Here is a 20,560-nt window from a genome sequence, read left to right as displayed (position 1 = left end):
CGGTCTCATGAATAGCCATACCGAATACTCCAGCGCAGCCTCCGAAATCTACTCGCTCACCAAGGTGAGCAAGGGCTTTGGCAATGGCAAGGATGAGCGGCAAGTTCTTAGCAACGTTGACCTGACCCTGCGCGAAGGCGAGATTGTGGGCCTGCTGGGCCGCTCCGGCTCGGGTAAGTCGACGTTGCTGCGCATCATCGCCGGCCTTATACAATCCACCTCTGGCGAGGTCCGATACAACGGCTCATTGTTGTCGGGTCCCGCTGAAGGTGTGGCCATGGTCTTTCAGACCTTTGCCCTGTTTCCGTGGCTGACCGTACTGGAAAACGTAGAGGCCGGTCTCCAGGCGCTGCAGGTAGAACCAAAAGCTGCGCGCAAGCGCGCGCTGGCCGCGATTGACCTGATCGGCCTTGACGGGTTTGAAAACGCCTACCCGCGTGAGCTGTCCGGCGGGATGCGTCAACGGGTGGGCTTCGCCCGAGGCCTGGTGGTCAACCCCACCTTGTTATTGATGGACGAGCCTTTCTCTGCCCTGGATGTACTGACGGCAGAAACGCTGAGAACCGATTTGCTGGATTTGTGGAGCGGGGAGCAGCTACCGATCAAATCCATCCTGATCGTGACTCACAATATCGAAGAAGCGGTATTGATGTGCGACCGTATTCTGGTCTTGTCGTCAAATCCCGGGCGGGTTGTGGCGGAAATCAAGGTGCCGTTCGCCCACCCACGCAACCGTCTGGATAAGCCCTTTCGCAAGATGGTCGATGACATCTATGCATTGATGACCAACCGGCGAAGAGCCGACGCCAAGACCGGCAAGGCCGAACTGCAGGTGGGCAGTCAGTTGCCGGATGTCTCAACCAACCTGATGGCTGGCCTGATCGAAGCACTGGCGGCCGAACCCTATAACGGCCATGCAGGCTTGCCGAACGTTGCAGAGCGGTTGTTGCTGGAAGTGGACGATTTGTTCCCGGTGGCAGAGATGCTGGAACATCTGGGGTTTGCTGAACTCAAGGGTGCCGAGATCACACTCACCGAGGCTGGCAAGCTGTTCGCCGAGTACGGCACCCAGGAACGCAAAGTCATGTTCGCGGAACATCTGCTCAGACAGGTGCCATTGGCCGCGCGAATCCGCCAGGTATTGCAGGAACGGCACGGGCACTGGGCGCCACGTGTACGTTTCGAGCAGGAACTGGAAGATTCACTCAGTGAAGCTTTTGTGGAAGAAACACTGGAAAGCGTAATCAGCTGGGGACGATACGCTGAAATTTTTTCCTATAACGACCACACCGAGACGTTCAGTCTGGAAGACGTCGAAGGCAGCCTGTAGCACTCGCCACGGGAGACAGGCCAAGGCAGAGCACGATTGTGTGCCCTGCTGGCCGACAGGATCCCCATGAAGAAATACGAAAAATACAGAACCTGTACCAAACTCCAACAGCCATGCGTTTGACGCTAATGCTGCGCCACTCCTGCGACAGATTGGAACAATGGCAGGGTATGTGGCGGCGTTCGGAAGGTTATCGGATCATGCATTGTGTAGCTTCCAGCCAGGCGAGACTGAAAAATGAAGTTGAATCACGTCAAAGTTTTTTTAATGGTCAGCACTTTATTGTTGAGCGCCTGCTCTGGAATGACTACCAGCACTTGTTTTTCAGAGAGTTGCCGTCAGTCTGACACCAGTAACCCCAAGCTGAATGTTGGGGGGGCAACGCTGGGTAACAGTTTCAATCAATACAGTTCGGGACTGTTGCACGACTGAAACGGTTCCAGTGTCGGATGGCTTGTCCGCGATGAAGCCAGCGGCTTACGCGTTCTTTTTTTGCAGACTTTGCAGGCGCAGGCTCGCTCGTTGCACGACGGCCATCTTTTCGGGGCGCTTCATGCGCTTCCATTTTCTGATGTCCTCCTTGGTGCGGCCACAACTCACACACAGCTCACCGCGCAGCTGACAAACGGCAATACACGGGTTTTCGATATCTTTGGCCATGCGTCAACCTCGAGTCGAGCGCTTGCGCGCCAGGCGTTGCTGCCAGTTTCCGGCATTGGCGCGCTGACATTGCTCTTCAGTGTCAAATTGCACGTAGGCCGAGACCGGACTGACGACAATATCCGCGTCACTGAACGCCGCGGCAGTCAGTTCGACCATGCGCTCACCTCGCCCGCTGGCCAGGGCCTGGCTCTTGTTGACCTGCGTGTCGAAGATCCAGGTAACCATCAGGCTGGCGGGGAACACCGTGTAATCCACCTCGTGGGTCAGCCAGGAGAACCCTGTAATTTCCGCTTTGGCCGTCTCACAAGCCTCGGTCAGGGTAGCCACCAGGCGACGCTCGATTCGCGCCTGATCGCGTTTGCTTAAAAGCATGGGTTGATCCTTGTATGAGTATCCAGAGCTGGCCGAAGGGGTATATGGGCCAGCCATGTGTTCTTTTCGCGGATGAATCCGCTCCTACAGACGGGCGACGACGGGGGCTCTGCGGGTGATCGCTGACGGCAACCACACCGAAACACACAACCCGCTTCTTCCCGTCTCATCGCAAAATCCCAGGCGGATCCGTGCCCCGTTGCGATCCGCTATCGCCTTGACGATGGACAGCCCCAGTCCGGACCCCACCTCATGGCTCCCCAGGCTGCGATAAAACGGATCGAATACACGCTCCCGTTCCTCAGCCGCAATCCCGGGGCCGGAGTCCCTGATCTGCAACAGCGCCCCGCCCGCCTCCATGCCCACCGAAAGGTCCACCCGCCCGCCCGCAGGTGTATAGCGAATGGCGTTATCGACCAGGTTCTTGACCACGGCGAGCAGGTCGATCTCGTTGATCAGCACCTGCACATCCTGTTCGTCCTCGACGCCGATGTCGATCTGCTTGATTTCGGCCAGCGGCAGCAGGTCCTCCAGCACGCGACGATAGACACCATGCACGGAAACCGGCGATGTGGGCAGCATCGAGGTCGATTGTGCGGTGGCCAGCGCCAACAGTTGATCAATGAGATTCTTGCCGCGCTCGATCCCCCGCCGCAACGGAAACAGACGCTCCCGGGCCAGAGTCGACATGTCTGCGCCAGCCAGGCGTTCGGCTTGCAGGGACAGCGCCGTCAGCGGCGATCGGAGTTCGTGGGCGGCGTCGGCGACGAAGCGGCGCTGGGTTTCCATCGACTGAGCCACACGGTTGAGTAATCGATTGATGGCCAGCACGAAGGGGCGGATTTCGGCGGGAAGATGGTTTTCGTCAATGGGGTGCAGTTCCTGCTCGCCGCGCTGGTCGATTTCACAAGCCAGTACCGCGATGGGTCGAAACAGCTTGCGCACCAGATCGGCAACCACCAGCAAGAGCACGGGAAACAGGATGAAAAACGGCAGCAGGCCGCGCCAGGCGCTCTCGCGGGCGTCCTTGTCGCGCGCGCCGGTTTCCTGCGCGACGGCGATGCGTTCGCCACTTTTCATGGTCTTGACCAACACACGAAACGGTTCGCCACCGACTTCCAGCGTCGACAGCCCATCGGCCAGCGTGGTCGGCAGTGGCAGCGGTGCCCCGGCATCAACGTTGCCCGACGCCTTGCTGCCATCGGTCAGGTGCTGAATGATGACCCTGGATTCTTCATCGTCGCCCTCGATACCCCCGCCGTGCTGCGGATAGGCCAGCGTCATCTGCTGACGCTCGAACAGCGCGGCCACCTGACGCAAGGTATTGTCCTGCATTTCGAGGGTTTCATCGAAGGCAGAGACGAAGGCGAAAATACCGGCCACGATAGCGACGATCAGGATGACCAGCGACAGGGAAACGGACAGCCTGAGTTGGACTGACTCGCTCAGTCGCTTTTTGAAACCATCCATCCCATACCCCTGACATTCTTGATGATGTGGCTACCCAGCTTGCGACGCAGTGCATGGATCAGGAACTCCACCGCATTGCTTTCCACTTCATTGCCCCAGCCATAGATACGGTCTTCGAGATCGCTGCGCGAAAGAATCGCGCCCGGCCTGATCAACAGCGCCTGCAGCAGCGAGAACTCACGGCTGGAGAGCTGGACGCCGGGATTTTCTTCGGTGCTGGCTTGTTTCGAGATCGGATCCAGCGACACCACGCCGTTGCTGAACACGGGTAACGCGCTGCCACCTTTGCGGCGCAGAACGGCACGCATGCGGGCCAGCAATTCCGCCATTTCAAAGGGTTTTAGCAGGTAGTCGTCAGCGCCGCCATCGAGGCCGCGCAAGCGATCGTCGAGGCTGTCGCGGGCAGTGATGATCAGCAGTGGAACGCCGTTGTTGCCGGCACGAATGCTGCTCAATACCGCAAGGCCGTCCTTGCCGGGCAGGCCAAGGTCAAGCAGCACCAGGTCATAATGTTGAGTGTCCAGCGCAGTAAGGGCGGTCAGCCCATCCCTGACCCAGTCGGCGGCGTAACTGGCATCCGTCAGCGCGCCCTGGATCGCATCCCCGATCATGGGATCGTCTTCGACCAGCAATATCCGCATGGCCCTCTCCGGTGATAAGTGAGGCTCGACACTCACGCGGGTATACCTGCGTGAGTGTCGAGCCCGCATTGAATCACCTGTTCAAGCGTGCGCGAAGAGATTTATCTGGATTGAAAGCCGTCCCCTTCGCTTCTTGCCGTCATTTCTTTCCTTGCAGCGAATTGAAGGTTTTCAGCAAATCATCCATTGCCGCCTTGCAGTCGCTCTGTTTCGGGGTGCTGGCGCGCAAGGCCTCAAGTGCTAGGTCAATGGCCTTGTCCAGTACATGCCAGTCACTGGCAGCACGAGGCTTGATGCCGGCTTCCGCGGAGTCCCAGGACAATTCCAGGTCCTTGATACGTGTTTTCGCGCCCGGCAAGTCGTTCTTGTCGACGAGATCGGCGACGTTTGCCGCAATGCTCTGGAACGCCGACAGGTCGCCCAGTTTCGAGGCCGAGCTCTGCTGAACACTGGCCGCGCCCGAAGTAGCGCTCGTTTTTGGGGCGTCAGCAGGTTTCGAACACCCGGCGGCCAGGCCAAATACGACGATGGCTGAAAGGATGGCGGCTTTACGGATGGCGGTTTGAACGTAGACCATGATGATTCCTTGATAGGCTTTTGAACGTGTTATTCAGTGACGAGTTTGCGACTGCCGACGCTCATCTGCGCGGCGGCCACCAGAATCAGGATGACACTGAGGAAAATGGCGCTGGTCCACATGGCGCCCATGCCGAGGCCACCATAGGTCTTGGCTTGAGTCAGCAAGTCTCCCAGGGAGGCGCCGAAAGGACGGGTCAGGATGTAGGCGATCCAGAAAGTCAGGACCGTATTGCCACCCAGGCGCCAGGCGGCGAAAGTCCCGGCGATCAGCCCGCCGAAAATCACAGCGCCCAGTGTGAAGCCAAGGCCCAGCGCCTCGGTGGCCAGATCGCCGGCCGCCGTGCCCAGCGCAAAGGTGCACAGCACCGTCGCCCAATAGAACAACTCCCGGCGCGGCGTGACGATTTCATTGATGGACAGGCTGCGTTCAAACCTGAACCAGACCATGAAATTGATCGCCAGCAGTACGGAAAATACGGCCGTGCTGGCATACAGGCTGATGCCCAGCTTGTCGGTGAGCACATCGGTAATCTGCGTCCCGACAACGCTCACCAGCACCACGGTAAGCCAGTAAATCCAGGGTGTGTAGGCGCGTGTGCGAAGTTGCCCGAACAGTGCGATCGCCAGCAGCACAGCCATGCCGATGCTGGTCAAACCCTGTCCTAAACCCGCATCGACGGCAAGAAAGTCGGCACCGGTTTCACCCACGGTGGTGGACATGATCTTGATGACCCAGAACGACAGCGTCACTTCGGGGACTTTGTTGAGCCAATCGGCTTTTGTAAGCGGCTTCATGTGGGGTGCGTCTCCATAACAGCGCTGCAATTGGCGCAGGAGAGAGACTACGCAGGCAAACTTAGCTGGGACTGAGGAACGTCGACATTCGTCGGGAGCGCTGTTGCGAACCCGCTGCACACGGTGCCCTCGACGAGCATTTTTGTGGCCGGAAACAGCTATTTATGCGAAACACACCAAAATCAGGCGCAACGAGAGACCCAGCAGGCCCAAGGCTCTATCGAGGCGCACTCCAAATACGCTACCGATTGATTGGTACGTCAAAGCAGCCCGTCGCGCGCCTCTTTTAAAGGCGCGGCAAGCTGCATAACAGGAGGATGTTTGCAGAGTCAGTTCAGTGACGCAGCAATTTGCGCAGCGGCACGCCGTCCTTGAGCACCGGAGACTTGATGACGATGTAACTGAAGTACTTGGAGATGCCGATGTTCTTGTCCAGCAGGCTTTCGACCACTTCCTGGTAATGCTGGATGCTGCGGGTCATGAAGCGCACCAGATAATCATAGCCACCGCTGATCAAATGGCATTCGAGCACTTCGTCCACCAGACGGATATTGGATTCGAACTTGGCGAAGTCTTCACGCTTGTGGTCGCTCAACGTAATCTCGGTGAAGACCGTGACCGAATCGGTGATCTTCGCCAGATTCAGGTGAGCCTTGTAGCTGGAAATATACCCGGCCGATTCAAGCCGTTTGACCCGTTGCAAACAGGGGCTTGCCGACAATCCCACGGCATCGGCCAGGCTGACGTTGGTCATGCGACCGTCTTTCTGCAGCTCAACCAAGATGCTGATATCGATCCGGTCCAGTTTCACTAAACCTTCCATTGGGTACCTCTTGATTGCCGTTTGTAGGACAATCTTCTAGCAAAATCAGCGCCGTAAAGACAGCTGATGCTGAGCCACCAGATCAGCCATGCTGTTTATGCAGTAATCCGCGGCGCAAGGCTGAAGGTGTTTCGCCCGACCACGACAGATCAGGCACACATGGGTGGCAGCCTGCCGACCGGCAGATGGCCGGGTCACTTGCAGAATTGTCCCGACTTCAAGCTCATTGGCCTGCAACCAGTCGTGATCCAGCAAGGGATCGCTGGCCAGTGAAATGAAATCATCGGGCATGATCCCCAAACGCTCACAGAGCAGCCCTCGATCTTCGGCATCCCGGTCGCCTTGCACCAGCATGCGATAGAACTTGCGCAGGTACAACATCGCGCCGGGCGCATCCTCGAACAGCGACCAACTGGTGACCGAGCGGGCAAAGCTCATGCCCTCCTCCCAACTGGCCCTCAGCCCCCAGCGCTCGGCCAACTGGCGATGGGCGAAACACAGCAGGCCACTGAAGCCCAGCTCACCGAAACGCGGGTAAAGCGCACGCACGACCTCGCCGTACTCGGCCAGCACCTGTTCCTTGTCCGGATTACCGCCCAAGCTTTCGAGCAGCGGTTGCAATGCCGTCCAGACACCCGAGTCCCGATCGACCAGGACCTCATCGCAATCGATGAGCAGTGCTCGATAATCAGTCAGCCCCATGGTGTACAAAGCCTCCGATGATGCGTTCCATCAATTCATGCTCCATAAATGCTCCCGGGCGATAGCCTGCGGCACCGCCCCGAGCAGGCATGAGTTCAGTTCAAGACTCGTGCCAGTGCCGCTTCAAGAATCCGCAGCGCTTCGTCGATCTGTTCTTCCCGGGTGACCAGCGGCGCGAGGAAGCGCAGCACGTTGCGGTACACCCCGCATTTGATCACCAGCAGGCCGCCTGCCCGGGCTTCATCGATCAGCCGCTGGGTCAGGTCTGCATCCGGGCTACGGGCCTCATCATCCTTGATCAATTCGAGTGCGAGCATGAACCCGGTGCCTCGCACGTCGCCGATACGCGGGTGGCGGGCCTGCAAGCGCAGCAGCCCCTGACGCAGACGCTCGCCCAAGGCTTCGCCACGGGACAGCAATTGCTCCTGCTCGTAGGCCTCGATCACCGCCAGTGCAGCAGCGCAGGCCAGGGCGTTACCGCCGTAGGTGCCACCCAAGCCGCCGGGCAGCGGTGCGTCCATGATCTCGGCCTTACCGACTACTCCGGACAGCGGCAAGCCACCGGCAAGACTTTTGGCGACGGTCACCAGGTCCGGCTGGATGCCGGCGTGCTGGAAACCGAACCACTTGCCGGTACGGCCGAAACCGGTCTGGATTTCATCGAGAATCAGCACGATGCCGTGCTTTTCAGTGAGGGCACGCAAGGCCTGGAGGAACTCCACCGGCGCCGAGAGGAAACCACCGTCGCCCTGCACCGGTTCGATGATGATGGCCGCGACCCGCTCAGGGGCAACCTGGGTGGCCAGCAACTCGTCCAGTGCCTTGAGTGCCATCTCGCTGCTGACACCGCGATAGGTATTCGGATATGGGGTATGAAACACCTCTGGCGCGAACGGTCCGAAGTTCTGTTTGTACGGCTGGCTCATGCCGGTCAGCGTGGTGCCGAGCAAGGTGCGACCGTGAAACCCGCCGCGAAACGCGATCACTGCCGAGCGGTTGGTGTGGGCGCGGGCGATCTTGACCGCATTTTCCACGGCTTCGGCACCGGAAGTGAAAAAGGCCGCTTTATAGGCTTCTTGACCACCGACCAACTCACACAAACGCTGGGCCAGATCGAGGTAAGGCTTATAGGCAACCACCTGGAAACACGCGTGGGAGACCTTTTGCAACTGGGCCTGCACCGCAGCGACCACCTTCGAGTGGTTGTGACCGATGTTCAACACACCGATGCCGCCGACAAAATCCAGGTAACGCTTGCCATCCACATCCCACAACTCGGCACCCTGGGCCCGATCGATCACCAACGGGTGAGCGGTAATCAGACCACGTGGCACGAATTGATCGCGCTGACGGAGCAAATGAGGGGTTTCGTCGACTTTGCTATTCATGGCATTTCCCATCGTGAGTCCGGCAACCGGGAAGTGGTTGCGATGGTGTTCAGGTTAAGGCTTGCGCGAAACGAACTACGCCGAACTTGCCCCCTGAGAAATTCGGATCGACTGTTTTCACCCTGCCAAACGGCAGATTCCTTCAGCCCGTCGATTCTGCCGGGTCATGGCCAATAGAACGTGGCGCAACGCGTTTAATCCGGCCCTTTCGACAGATCCTGCTCTGTCATTGCGCCATGCTGGACAGCACCTTCACCTTTCAGGAAATGCCCATGGCCCTGCTTTATAAAGCCGACCCTGTGCGCGGCGAACAGTGGAAAGCGCTGTTCGCCGCGCACGCCCCGGATATCGAATGGCGCGCCTGGCCGGACATCGGCGACGCCAAGGACATTCAGTACCTCGCTGCCTGGCAGGCACCTGACGATCTCGAGGTTCTGCTGCCCAATCTGCACGTGCTGTTCGCCTTGTCCGCAGGAGTCGATCAACTGGATCTCAGCCGCCTGCCGGCGAGCTTGCCGGTGGTGCGCCTGCTGGACCCCGGCATCACCCGCGGCATGTGCGAATACGCCAGTTTTGCGGTGCTCAGCCTGCACCGGGACATGCTCCGCTATCGCCAGCAACAGGCGGCGCGGTGCTGGCAAGCCCACTTACTGCAACCAGCGGCCAAGCGCCGGGTGGGCGTCATGGGCCTCGGTACCCAGGCCCGGCAGATTCTCGCCACTTTGCAGCCCCTGGGCTTTGCGTTGTCCGGCTGGGCGCGCAGTGCCCACCGGATCGCGGGCGTCGATTGCTATGCCGGTGCCGAACAACTGCCGGCGTTTCTAAGCCAGTGCGACATTCTGTTGTGTGTGTTGCCACTGACCGAACAGACCCAGGGCATCCTCGATCGCAGGCTGTTCCGGCAACTTCCCCATGGCGCGGCGCTGATCAACATGGGACGTGGCGGGCATCTGGTGGAAAGTGATCTGCTTGAGGCGCTGGACAGCGGACAGCTCAGCGGCGCCGTACTCGATGTGCTGCAGGAAGAACCGGCACCGGCGGACCATCCTTTTTGGGATCATCCGCAGATTCTGCTGACGCCGCATATCGCGGCGATGACTCAACCGGAAAGTGCGTTCGGGGTGTTGCTGGAGAACATTCGCCGGCATCAACGGGGCGAGTCGATGGTGGGCCAGATCGATCGAAAACAAGGTTACTGAACACACCCCCATTGATCGTTCCCACGCTCCCGCGTGGGAATGCCTCACCGGACGCTCCGCGTCCGCTTGGGACGCAGAGCGTCCCGGGCTGCGTTCCCACGCAGAGCGTGGGAACGATCATTGGGTTTAGAGTCTGTCGGCAATCGCTCTGCCCACCTCCTGAGTCGAGCCCTTCCCGCCCAGGTCCGGGGTGATCGGCCCGTCGGCAATCACCCGCTCGATCGCCTGCAGAATCCCGTCATGCGCGGCGCGATAACGCTCGTCACCGTTGCCGAGGAAATCCAGCATCAACGCCCCGGACCAGATCATCGCAATCGGGTTGGCGATGTTCTGCCCATAGATATCCGGTGCCGAGCCATGCACCGGCTCGAACAGCGACGGAAAACGCCGCTCCGGATCGAGGTTGGCCGAAGGCGCGATGCCGATGGTTCCGGCGCAGGCCGGCCCGAGGTCGGAGAGGATGTCGCCGAACAGGTTCGACGCCACCACCACATCAAAGCGGTCCGGTTGCAGCACGAAACGCGCGCACAGAATGTCGATGTGCTGTTTGTCCCAGGTGATGTCCGGGTACTGCTCGGCCATCAACGCCGTGCGCTCGTCCCAGTACGGCATGCTGATGGAAATGCCGTTGGACTTGGTCGCCGCCGTCAGGCGTTTGCGTGGTCGGGTCCGGGCCAGCTCGAAGGCGAACTTGAGAATCCGGTCCACGCCGCGCCGGGTAAACACCGACTCTTGCAAGACGAACTCATGTTCGGTGCCTTCGAACATCTTGCCGCCGACCGAGGAATACTCGCCCTCGGTGTTCTCGCGAATCACCACGAAATCGATGTCCCCCGGTTTGCGCCCGGCCAATGGGCACGGCACGCCCGGAAACAGCCGCACAGGGCGGATGTTCACGTACTGGTCGAAGTCCCGACGGAACTTGAGCAGTGAACCCCAGAGGGAAATGTGATCCGGCACCTTGTCCGGCCAGCCCACGGCGCCGAAGTAGATCGCGTCAAAGCCCTTGAGCTGTTCGAACCAGTCGTCGGGCATCATCTGCCCGTGCTCCAGGTAGTAATCGCAGTGGGCCCAATCGAGCACCTCAATGCTCAAATCCAGCTGCCATTTCTTCGCGGCCTGCTCCAGGACTCGCAGCCCTTCGGGCAGAACTTCCTTGCCGATGCCATCGCCGGCAATCGCGGCGATTCTGAATGTCTTGCTCATCAATCATGCCTCCCCGTGTCTGTGAATTACAGCCCACCGATATGGAAGGCTTTGACTTCAAGGTATTCATCCAGGCCGTACTTGCTGCCTTCACGGCCAAGCCCCGACTGTTTGATGCCGCCGAACGGCGCGACTTCCATGGAAATGATTCCGGTGTTGAGGCCAACCATGCCGAACTCCAGCGCTTCGCCGAAACGCCATGAGCGGCGCAAGTCCTGGGTGAAATAGTAGGCGCCCAGGCCATAGGGCGTGGCATTGGCCAATGCGAGTGCTTCGGCTTCATCGGTAAAGCGCATCAGCGGCGCCACCGGGCCAAAGGTTTCTTCATTGGCCAGCAGCATGCCGGCGTGGGTTTCGCCGAGTACCGTTGGCTGGACAAACTGGCTGTCGCCCTCGGGAACACCGCCGCAGAGCAAACGCGCGCCCTGGCTCAGGGCGTCGTCAATGTGCCGGGCGACTTTGCTCACCGCCGCCGGATTGATCAGCGGGCCAATAGTGACGTCGGCGTCGAGGCCGTTGCCAACCTTGAGCTTGCCCACCTCCTCCACCAGCCGCTGGGCGAAGCGTTCGTAGATGCCGTCCTGCACCAAAATGCGGTTGGCGCAGACGCAGGTCTGGCCGGCGTTGCGAAACTTGCTGAGCATGATGCCGGCCACCGCCTGTTCCAGATCGGCGTCGTCGAACACAATGAACGGCGCATTGCCGCCCAGTTCCAGGCTCAAGCGCTTGATGTGTTCGGCACTCTGGCGCATCAGCAAGCGGCCCACGGCGGTGGAACCGGTGAAGGAAATCTTGCGCACCGTCGGGTTGCCGGTCAGCTCTTCGCCGATGCCGGTGGGCATCCCGGTCAGCACGTTGAACACCCCGGCCGGGATGCCGACACGCTCGGCCAGTACCGCCAGGGCCAGCGCCGACAGCGGCGTCAGGTCCGAGGGTTTGACGATGATCGGACAGCCGGCCGCCAAGGCTGGCGCGCACTTGCGAGTGATCATCGCGTTGGGGAAGTTCCACGGGGTGATGGCGGCGCAGACCCCGACCGGTTGCTTGAGGGTCAACAGTCGGCGGTCGCCGCTGGGGGCCGGCATGGTTTCGCCGTAAACCCGCCGAGCTTCCTCGGCGAACCATTTGACGAAACCGGCGCCGTAGCGAATTTCGCCTTTGGCTTCATTCAACGGTTTGCCCTGCTCACAGGTCATGATCAGCGCCAGATCGTCAAGGTTGTCGATCATGGCCTGATACCAGCGCTCCAGCAGCGCCGCACGTTCCGCCGCCGGACGTGCACGCCACGCCGGCCACGCCCGCTCTGCCGCTTCGATGGCGCGGCGGGTTTCCGCGCCTTGCATGGCCGGCACCCGGGCCAGGCATTGGCCGTTGGCCGGGTCGATGACGTCCAGGGTCGCGGCGTTGTCGGCGCCGATCCACTGACCGTCGATGTAGGCACGTTCTACCAGCAGGCTTGGGTCTTTCAAACGATTCTTGAGCATGGTCGAGTCCTGATCCGAGACACTTGCCAGTCTAGGGAGGTGCCACGACCGAGGATGCTGAAAGCGTCGCAACGGCAGCGTCGGATGCTGAAAATCGCGGTGGGACGGCAGGCTCTACCGAGGTGTTTTATGGTCCGTTACTGATCGTTCCCACGCTCCGCGTGGGAATGCCTCAATGGACGCTCTGCGTCCGCTCTTGGGACGCGGAGCGTCCCGGGCTGCATTCCCACGCGGAGCGTGGGAACGATCATCACAATTTCAACGACCCGAGCAACCCTTCAAGAAAGCGCTCCCCGGCCTCCATCTGGCTGATCTCGATGAACTCATCCGGCTTGTGCGCCTGTTCGATGGAGCCTGGCCCGCAGACCACCACCGGCACATCCAGACGCTGTTTGAACAACCCGCCCTCGGTGCCAAAAGACACTTTGGCAATGCTGGTATCCGGCGCGGCGAAGTTCTTCAGGAAGCGCACCGCTTCAACGCTCGGGTGTGTCTCCAGGCCGGGATAGACATTCAGGGTTTCGATCTCGATGGCCGCGACGCTGGACAGCCGTTGAGCCTCGCGCACGATCACTTCGGCACGCTCTTGCATCTGCTCCAGGAACTGATCCAGATCGTCCGCCGGCAAGTTGCGCACTTCGAAATCCAGGGTGCACAGGTTCGGCACGATGTTCAGCGCCTTGCCGCCGACAATCTGCCCGACATGCACGGTACTGTAAGGCACGTCGTAGTCCGCATCCTGGGCGCCCTGCTCTTGCAACTGCTGCTGGCTTTGACGCAGTGCCGCGATGAAATCGCAAGCCACGTGAATCGCGTTGACCGATCGCGGCGCCAGCGAGGAATGGGCTTCCTGGCCCCGGCAGTACGTGCGGTAGGAGCCCTTGCCCTTGTGTCCCAGCACAAATTGCATATTGGTCGGTTCACCGATCAGGCACAAAAACGGTCGCACCGGTGCCAGGTGCAACACGTCCAGCAAACGCCGCACGCCAACGCAACCGGTCTCCTCGTCATGGGACAGCGCCAGCTGCAGCGGTCGGCTCAACGGGCTGTCCGCCGCATCGAGCATGGCGTCGATGGCCAGGGCAATGAAGCCCTTCATGTCGCAGCTGCCGCGGCCGTAAATCCTCCCGTCCTGCACCGTCGCCTGAAACGCCGGGAAGGTCCAGGCCTGGCCTGCCGCCGGGACCACATCGGTGTGCCCGGACAGCAAGATGCCAGGCAACTCGCCAGGCCCGGTACTGGCGAACAGGTTGGCCTTGTGGCCGCTTTCGTCCTTGACGATCAGCGACTCGATGCCCTTGGTCAGCAGTAGTTCGCGCACATACTCGATCAAGGCCAGGTTTGACTCCGAGGAGACGGTATCGAAGGCCATCAAGCGTTTGAGAATATCCAGTACACGGGGTTTCATGAGGCCTTGCTCCGTTGCTCGGCTGAAGGGGCGAACCGGCGGATGGAGAACGGCTCAATCGAAGTGCTGGTGCTGCCGGTGCTGATCAGTTCGGCCATCACATCGCCGACGCCCGGGCCGAGCTGAAACCCGTGACCGCAGAAACCGAACGCGTAGAACAACCCGTCGACGGTGCCGCTGGGACCCATCACCGGCAGGGAATCGGGCAGGTAACCTTCGATGCCGCTCCAGACCCGGATGATGTTCAGGTTGCCGACACCCGGCAACAGGCGGCGCATCTGCTGGATCTGGTTGAGAATGCTGCGCGGCTCGACCTGAGCCCTGCGGGTGAGCATGTCCGGTTTGCTGCGGTAGCCACCGCCGATGACGATGTTGCCGCGAGGGATCTGGCGGAAATAAATCACTTCCTCGGGGATCCTGGTGTACACGCCGATCACCGTCGGCAAGGCATACGGCACCGGCTCGGTTACGGCCATTTGCGGGCCATGGGTATCCAGTGGCACCGGCTCGCCGAACTGCGCCGAAAGCTTCTGCCCCCAGGCACCGGCGGTAATCAACAAGCGTTCGGCGTTGAACTGGCGACCATCGGTGGTGGTGATGTTGAACTCACCGCCCACCTTCTGCACCTCGGCAACTTCCGTCTGTTCTTCGATCCGCGCGCCGAGGCGTCGTGCCGCCCGGGCAAACGCCGGTGCCGCCAGACGCGGATTGGCGTGCCCGTCGTGGGGTGCGTAGGAGCCGCCCTTCACATCCGGCCCGAGGAACGGGAAACGCTGGTGCAGCTCGGCGCCTTGATAGATTTTCAGGTCAAGCTGCGCCGCCTCCGGGGCTGCGGCATAGGCTTCAAGCTCGGCGATTTCGTCTTCGCGGTAACACACCCGCATGTGCCCGCTGGCGATGAACTCGAGGTCGTCGTCGATCAGCTCCGGTAAGCGCTTCCACAGCGCCCAGGAACGGTTGGCCAATTCCAGCTGCCCAAGGAAACGCCCCTGGCGCCGGACGTTGCCGAAGTTCACGCCGCTGGCGTACTGACCGATCTGGTCGCGCTCCAGCAGGATCACCGACTGCCCGCGTCGGCGCAGAAAAAACGCCGCCGCCGAGCCCATCAGGCCGCCGCCGACAATCACCACATCGGCTTTCTGTACCGTCATGGCGACACCTCCTCGGTGAGCATCGAAAGCGGTTTGACCGGCGCCTGACCACGCTGGCGGCCGACCTGTTGCACATTCACCCCCGCCGCAGCGGCAATCACCTCGGCTCCGGCCTGGGAGCAATAACGGCCCTGGCACCGGCCCATGCCGACCCGGCTGAACGCCTTGGCCCGATTGACTTCGCAGGCGCCCTTTTCGCTGACCGTGCGACGCAATTCACCGGCGCTGATCATTTCACAGCGACAGACGATGGCTTCGTCCGGCAGTGCCTTGGCCTGGGCCGCCGGCCAGGGAAATGCCTGGGCCAGACCGAGACGAAATTCGTCCATCACCGCCAGGGCACGCCGCTGTTCGGCCCGCAGCCCGGCGTCCACCGGTTGCTGCAGATCTTCCAGCAGCGCCATCGCCACCAGGCGTCCGGCGTGTTCGGCCGCATCGGCTCCGCGAATCTTCGAGCCGTCACCAGCGGCATACACACCACTGACCGTGGTCCGGCCTTCTTCATCGGTGGCCAGCAACCATTGGCTGGACGCCTCATCGAAGTGCAGACGGCAACCGGCCAGATCTGCCAGTTGAGTTTCCGGGCGCAGGTGATAACCCAGGGCCACGGCATCGCAATCCACCGCCAATGTCTCGCCTGCGGCGGTCAGCACCCGCACACCGCTGACGCCGCTCGCAGCGTCACCCATCACTTGCAGCGGTTTGATCCCCAAGTGCACAGCAATCCTGGCCCGATACAGCTGCGCCAACAGTCTCATGCCGGTGAACAGCAAACCGGGGCGCGCCAGCAATTTCGGTAACGCGCCGATGCGCTTGCTCAGCGGCGAAGTGTCGAGCACCGCCGCCACGTTGGCACCGGCCTTGAGGTATTGACTGGCGACCAGATACAGCAACGGTCCGCTGCCCATGAACACCACGCTATGACCAATGGACACCGCCTGCGACTTGAGCGCGATCTGCGCGCCGCCCAGGCTGTAGGTGCCCGCCAACTGCCAGCCTTCAATCGGCATCAAGCGGTCGGTGGCGCCGGTGCAGAGGATCAGCGCGTCGTAGTCGACGGTCGAGTGTTTGCCCTGGCTGACGCAGCACAGTTGCCCCGGCGTGAGGTTCCACACCAGGGTGTCCGGGCGGTAGTCGATCAACCCGCGCAAGCGGTCGAAGCTTTGGTGCAAGTCTTTGGCCTTGGCGGCCTCGGTGCCGTACAGCGTGGCGTAATCGCGGGTAAAACCTTCCGGTTGGCGACGGTAGATCTGCCCGCCATCCCGGCGATTTTCATCAATCAGAATCGGCTTGCAGCCCGCCGCCAGCAAGGTTTCGGCGCAGCGAATACCGGCCGGCCCGGCGCCGACGATAACGACTCGATGAGTGCTCAGCCGTGCAGTGGCCATATCGCCTCCGGTTGTGTGGTGACGATATCCAGCCCTTCACGGACTTCGTTGGAACAGGCGCGCAGACGTTCACCGTTGCGGGTCCAGACCCAGCAATCCTGACAGGCGCCCATCAGACAAAAACCGGCGCGTCGGCCCGAATCGAACTCCGATTGGCGCAAGGCCGAGCCCTGGGTCAGCAACGCGACCATCAGGGTATCGCCCTGCAACGCCTCGATGGGTACGCCGTCCACCTTCAAATTGACGGTCAGTCGGCCCTGCTCGGCCAGCCTCACAAAACGCCCCTTCATGCATAGGCTCCCAAGGTCATGGTGTTTAAATCCTGCTGAGTCTTGAGCAACTCGGCACTGTCGTGATGGCAAAGGATTTCACTGCCGCCAATAATCGTCCGTCGGTTCGGCGCGGTGCGATTGCACACGCCATCGACGCGCACCGGGCAGCGATTGAGAAAGGTGCACAGCTGCGGCACGTTGGCCTTCGCACCGATCGGCGGCAGCGTGCCGCAGCTGGTGCCACAGTTCTCCAGCCAGCCCTGGCGCAGTTCCGGCACCGAGTGGATCAACAGGTCGGTGTAGGGATGGAACGGTGCCTGGGTGAACGACTGCCGACTGCCGGCCTGGACCTTGTGGCCGCTGTACATCACCACGATGTCATCGCACAGCGCCCGCACGGTTGAGATGTCATGGCTGATGAACAGATAGGACACCCCCAGTTCCTGGCGCAAGTCGCGCAACAGTTCGAGAATCGCCGCGCCGACCACGGTATCCAGCGCCGAGGTCACTTCGTCGCACAGAATCAGGTCCGGCTTGGCGGCCAGGGCCCGGGCCAGGTTGACCCGTTGCTTTTGCCCGCCGGAGAGTTCATTCGGGCGACGCTCGGCCAGGCTGCGTGGCAAGCGCACCAGGTCCAGCAGTTCATCGATACGCTGGCGCAACGCGACGCCCTTGAGGCCGAAATACATCTTCAACGGCCGGCTCAGAATGGTGCTGACGCTGTGCATCGGGTTGAGCGCGGTGTCGGCATTCTGGAAGACCATTTGAATGCGTCGGAACTGTTCATCGGTGCGCTCGGAGAGGCTGCCGCCCAGTGGCTGACCATCGAAGGTCAGGCCACCCAACGCTGGCGTCAGCAACCCGGCCACCACCCGCGCCAGGGTCGACTTGCCGGAGCCCGACTCACCGATCACGCCGATCGCCTGGCCCCTGCGCACCGTCAGGTCGATGTCTTCCAGCACGCGGATCGACGGCATGCCTTGCAGGTTCTTGTTGCCGTAGCCGGCGGTCAGTCCTTTGATGGTCAGCAGCGGTTCGTCTTCGGCCACACCGCAGGGCGGGCGAATCGTTGTATCCGGCCGTGCCGCCGCCAGCAGGCTGCGGGTGTATTCATGGGTGGGGCCTTTGAGCAAAGGCGCGGTGGCGCTCAGTTCGAAGATCTGGCCACCATTGAGCACCACAATCTGGTCGGCCATTTGCGCCACCACGGCCAGGTCGTGGGATACGTAGACCGCCGTCGCACCACGCTCGCGCACTACCCGCTTGAACGCGCGCAGCACGTCGATTTGTGTGGTCACGTCAAGGGCGGTGGTCGGTTCGTCGAGCACCACCAACAACGGATCGCTGATCAGCGCCATGGCCGCCATCACCCGCTGCAGTTGCCCGCCGGAGACCTGATGGGGATAGCGCTGGCCAATGTGATCGGGGTCCGGCAGGGCCAGGTCGCGGAACAGCTCGATGGCCTTGGCTTCGAGTACGGCCCGGCTGCCCAGGCCATGAATCAATGCGCCCTCCACCACCTGGTCGATGAGCTTTTTCGCCGGATTGAATGCCGCAGCGGCGCTTTGGGCGATATAAGACACACGGTTGCCGCGCAGGCCTTGCAGCTGGTTTTCGCTCAACGCCAGCATGTCGTGCTCGCCGACTTGCACCACGCCGCCAGCCAACCGACAACCGCGCCGGGCGTAACCGAGCAGCGCCAGGGCGATGGTGGTCTTGCCGGAGCCGGACTCACCGATCAGCGCCAGTACTTCACCTTTTTCCAGGGAGAAGCTCACGCCCTTGACGATTTCCACCTCGCCGCGTAAACCACAGGCGACCACGCGCAGGTCCTGGACTCGAATCAATTCATTCATCTCAATGACCTCCCGCACGTCGACTACGTCGGGACGACAGTCTGTCGATGAACAAATTCACACCGATGGTCAGGGTGCCAATGGCCAGGGCCGGAATCACGATGGCTGGCGCGCCCTGATTGAGGCCGCCGATGTTCTCGCGCACCAGTGAACCGAGGTCGGCATCCGGCGGCTGCACACCCAGGCCGAGGAAACTCATGCCGCTGAGCAGCAACACGATGAAACCGAAGCGCAGCCCCAGGTCCGTCAGCACCGGGTTGAGCATGTTTGGCAGGATTTCCACACACGCGATATACAGCCGGCGTTCGCCACGGGTTCGGGCCACTTGTACGTACTCCAGCGCTTCGATGTTCACCGCCATGCTGCGGGCGATGCGGAACGCGCCGGGGGTGAAACTCAGCACCGCCGTGCAAATCAGCAACGTCACCGAGGAGCCGAAGGCCGAGACCATGATCAGCGCCAGCATCTTGCTCGGGATTGAAATGAAGGCGTCCATCAAGCGACTGATCACCTCATCCAGCCACTTGGGCGAGACCACCGACAGCAGTGCGCAACTGGTGCCCAGACCGCTGGCGAGCACCGCGGCAACCAACGCCAGGCCGACAGTGAAGCGCGCGCCGACAAGGATCCGGCTGAGCATGTCGCGGCCCAGGTAATCGGTGCCGAACGGGTACGCGGCACTCAGGCTGTCGAAGACATTGTCAGAGACCACTTCGCCTACCGGATGCGGCGCCAGCCACGGGCCGAAAACCGCCACCAGCAACCAGATAAAACACATCGCAGCCCCGACCAGACCCAGCCAGGACGGTCCATGAGGCACCTTGCCAACCGACAGGTCGGGAGTCGCAGGCATCGATTTCACAATGAGCTTGTTCATTGGTTTCTCAGCCTTGGATTGGAAAGAATCGCGCACAGGTCGGCAATCAGCACCAATCCCAGGTACGCCGTACAAAACAGCATGGTGCAGGCCTGGACCAGCGCCATGTCACGGTTGGTCACCGCATCGACCATCAGGCTGGCGATGCCGGGATAGTTGAAGATCGTCTCGACGATCACCACCCCGCCCAGCAGATAGGACAGACTCAGGGCGATGGCATTGGCAATCGGTCCGATGGCATTGGGCAAGGCATGACGCAAGACGATCCGCACCGGGCTCACGCCTTTGAGCCGGGCCATTTCCACATAAGGGCTATCGAGTTGATCGATCACCGCCGCCCGAGTCATGCGCGCCATTTGCGCGACGATCACGCAGCACAGCGTCATCACCGGCAAGGCGTAAGTACGCAGGAATTGCAGCGGTGAGGTGATGTCGCTGGCATAGGACAACGCCGACAGCCAGCCCAGGTTCACCGCAAAAATCAGCACCGCCAGGGTCGCTACCAGAAACTCCGGTACTGCAACCATTGCCAGGGTGACAAGACTGAGGAAGCTGTCGATGCGCCCGCCCCGGCCCATGGCCGAACCGATACCCAGAATCAAGGCCACCGGCACTGACACCAGCGCCGTGGCGGCCGCCAGCATCAAGGTGTTGGGAACCCGCCCGGCCATCAATTCGCCGACCGGCATGGCATTGGAGACGGACAGGCCCATGTCGCCGCTGAGCAGGTTCATCAGCCAATGCAGGTAACGCACCACACCGGACTGATCCAGCCCCAGTTTCAGGCGTAGCGCCGCCACTTGTTCCGGCGTCGCAAACTGCCCAAGGGCCTGTTGCGCCGCGTCTCCCGGCAGCACCGCCGTGATGGCGAACACCACCATCGACACGATCAACAAGGTCACGATCGCAGCGCCCAGGCGCCGACCGATCAGCCACAGTGTGTTGCAATTCATAGC

General features: G+C 61.2%; 21 protein-coding genes. 3 read left to right on the top strand and 18 right to left on the bottom strand.

The window, feature by feature from the left end; translation table 11 throughout:
• Window positions 1-7 precede the first annotated feature (7 nt).
• On the top strand, window positions 8-1,330 hold the full coding sequence (locus AC07VR_RS21125) for an ABC transporter ATP-binding protein (protein ID WP_495012442.1): 1,323 nt from the start codon (window positions 8-10) through the stop codon (window positions 1,328-1,330).
• A 237-nt stretch (window positions 1,331-1,567) separates the two neighbouring features.
• Window positions 1,568-1,762 carry a hypothetical protein gene (locus tag AC07VR_RS21120; RefSeq protein ID WP_494992982.1) on the top strand — a complete coding sequence of 65 codons (195 nt, stop codon included), beginning with the start codon at window positions 1,568-1,570 and terminating at the stop codon, window positions 1,760-1,762.
• Between the two features lie 45 nt (window positions 1,763-1,807).
• Here AC07VR_RS21120 and AC07VR_RS21115 read toward each other — a convergent pair whose 3' ends face one another.
• The 9 genes from AC07VR_RS21115 to gabT all read right to left on the bottom strand — a co-directional run bounded on the left by AC07VR_RS21115 (window position 1,808) and on the right by gabT (window position 8,763).
• Window positions 1,808-1,990, bottom strand: a complete 183-nt coding sequence (locus AC07VR_RS21115) for a DUF1289 domain-containing protein (RefSeq protein ID WP_494992983.1) — start codon at window positions 1,988-1,990, stop codon at window positions 1,808-1,810.
• Window positions 1,991-1,993: 3 nt separating this feature from the next.
• Window positions 1,994-2,365, bottom strand: coding sequence for a hypothetical protein (locus AC07VR_RS21110; protein WP_495012441.1), 372 nt, complete (start codon window positions 2,363-2,365; stop codon window positions 1,994-1,996).
• Between the two features lie 84 nt (window positions 2,366-2,449).
• Window positions 2,450-3,835 (bottom strand): sensor histidine kinase, encoded by a 1,386-nt coding sequence (locus tag AC07VR_RS21105; protein ID WP_495012440.1) that lies wholly within the window; start codon window positions 3,833-3,835, stop codon window positions 2,450-2,452.
• The gene (locus AC07VR_RS21100; RefSeq protein WP_495012439.1) at window positions 3,811-4,476 is read right to left on the bottom strand and encodes a response regulator transcription factor; all 666 of its coding nucleotides are present in this window, start codon (window positions 4,474-4,476) and stop codon (window positions 3,811-3,813) included. The genes AC07VR_RS21105 and AC07VR_RS21100 overlap by 25 nt, the downstream gene beginning before the upstream one ends.
• Before the next feature lie 139 nt (window positions 4,477-4,615).
• Window positions 4,616-5,053 carry a hypothetical protein gene (locus AC07VR_RS21095; protein ID WP_495012438.1) on the bottom strand — a complete coding sequence of 146 codons (438 nt, stop codon included), beginning with the start codon at window positions 5,051-5,053 and terminating at the stop codon, window positions 4,616-4,618.
• A gap of 29 nt (window positions 5,054-5,082) precedes the next feature.
• Window positions 5,083-5,850: a COG4705 family protein gene (locus AC07VR_RS21090; RefSeq protein WP_495012437.1), complete on the bottom strand. Its 768-nt coding sequence runs from the start codon at window positions 5,848-5,850 to the stop codon at window positions 5,083-5,085.
• Window positions 5,851-6,184: 334 nt separating this feature from the next.
• Window positions 6,185-6,673, bottom strand: coding sequence for an Lrp/AsnC family transcriptional regulator (locus AC07VR_RS21085; RefSeq protein ID WP_003174918.1), 489 nt, complete (start codon window positions 6,671-6,673; stop codon window positions 6,185-6,187).
• A gap of 45 nt (window positions 6,674-6,718) precedes the next feature.
• Complete coding sequence (locus AC07VR_RS21080; protein ID WP_495012436.1) at window positions 6,719-7,375, bottom strand: HAD family hydrolase; 657 nt, start codon at window positions 7,373-7,375, stop codon at window positions 6,719-6,721.
• 95 nt (window positions 7,376-7,470) lie between these two features.
• Window positions 7,471-8,763, bottom strand: a complete 1,293-nt coding sequence (gabT, locus tag AC07VR_RS21075) for a 4-aminobutyrate--2-oxoglutarate transaminase (RefSeq protein ID WP_495012435.1) — start codon at window positions 8,761-8,763, stop codon at window positions 7,471-7,473.
• 272 nt (window positions 8,764-9,035) lie between these two features.
• On the opposite strand from gabT, the gene AC07VR_RS21070 reads away from it, so the two are divergent.
• Window positions 9,036-9,962 carry a 2-hydroxyacid dehydrogenase gene (locus tag AC07VR_RS21070; protein WP_495012434.1) on the top strand — a complete coding sequence of 309 codons (927 nt, stop codon included), beginning with the start codon at window positions 9,036-9,038 and terminating at the stop codon, window positions 9,960-9,962.
• 126 nt (window positions 9,963-10,088) lie between these two features.
• Here the strand turns inward: AC07VR_RS21070 and AC07VR_RS21065 are convergent, their stop codons facing one another.
• The 9 genes from AC07VR_RS21065 to AC07VR_RS21025 all read right to left on the bottom strand — a co-directional run bounded on the left by AC07VR_RS21065 (window position 10,089) and on the right by AC07VR_RS21025 (window position 20,557).
• Window positions 10,089-11,168, bottom strand: a complete 1,080-nt coding sequence (locus AC07VR_RS21065) for a tartrate dehydrogenase (RefSeq protein WP_494992991.1) — start codon at window positions 11,166-11,168, stop codon at window positions 10,089-10,091.
• Between the two features lie 26 nt (window positions 11,169-11,194).
• The gene (locus AC07VR_RS21060) at window positions 11,195-12,652 is read right to left on the bottom strand and encodes an NAD-dependent succinate-semialdehyde dehydrogenase (protein WP_495012433.1); all 1,458 of its coding nucleotides are present in this window, start codon (window positions 12,650-12,652) and stop codon (window positions 11,195-11,197) included.
• Window positions 12,653-12,902: 250 nt separating this feature from the next.
• Window positions 12,903-14,060 (bottom strand): acetylornithine deacetylase, encoded by a 1,158-nt coding sequence (gene argE, locus AC07VR_RS21055; RefSeq protein ID WP_495012432.1) that lies wholly within the window; start codon window positions 14,058-14,060, stop codon window positions 12,903-12,905.
• Window positions 14,057-15,211, bottom strand: a complete 1,155-nt coding sequence (locus AC07VR_RS21050) for an NAD(P)/FAD-dependent oxidoreductase (RefSeq protein ID WP_495012431.1) — start codon at window positions 15,209-15,211, stop codon at window positions 14,057-14,059. Before AC07VR_RS21050 ends, argE begins: the two co-directional genes overlap by 4 nt.
• Entirely contained in the window at window positions 15,208-16,599 is a 1,392-nt protein-coding gene (locus AC07VR_RS21045) for an FAD/NAD(P)-dependent oxidoreductase (RefSeq protein WP_495012430.1), read from the bottom strand. Before AC07VR_RS21045 ends, AC07VR_RS21050 begins: the two co-directional genes overlap by 4 nt.
• Complete coding sequence (locus AC07VR_RS21040; RefSeq protein WP_494992996.1) at window positions 16,581-16,889, bottom strand: (2Fe-2S)-binding protein; 309 nt, start codon at window positions 16,887-16,889, stop codon at window positions 16,581-16,583. The genes AC07VR_RS21045 and AC07VR_RS21040 overlap by 19 nt, the downstream gene beginning before the upstream one ends.
• The gene (locus tag AC07VR_RS21035; RefSeq protein ID WP_495012429.1) at window positions 16,886-18,727 is read right to left on the bottom strand and encodes an ABC transporter ATP-binding protein; all 1,842 of its coding nucleotides are present in this window, start codon (window positions 18,725-18,727) and stop codon (window positions 16,886-16,888) included. Before AC07VR_RS21035 ends, AC07VR_RS21040 begins: the two co-directional genes overlap by 4 nt.
• Before the next feature lies 1 nt (window position 18,728).
• Window positions 18,729-19,604, bottom strand: coding sequence for an ABC transporter permease (locus AC07VR_RS21030; RefSeq protein WP_495012428.1), 876 nt, complete (start codon window positions 19,602-19,604; stop codon window positions 18,729-18,731).
• A complete protein-coding gene (locus AC07VR_RS21025; protein WP_494992999.1) occupies window positions 19,601-20,557 on the bottom strand; it encodes an ABC transporter permease in 957 nt (318 codons plus the stop codon). The genes AC07VR_RS21030 and AC07VR_RS21025 overlap by 4 nt, the downstream gene beginning before the upstream one ends.
• Between the last annotated feature and the right edge of the window lie 3 nt (window positions 20,558-20,560).

The sequence above is a fragment of the Pseudomonas sp. GW821-FHT02H09 genome, assembly GCF_059421425.1.
Note: the sequence above shows the minus strand (reverse complement) of the source record. Positions and strands in the feature narration are given on the sequence as shown.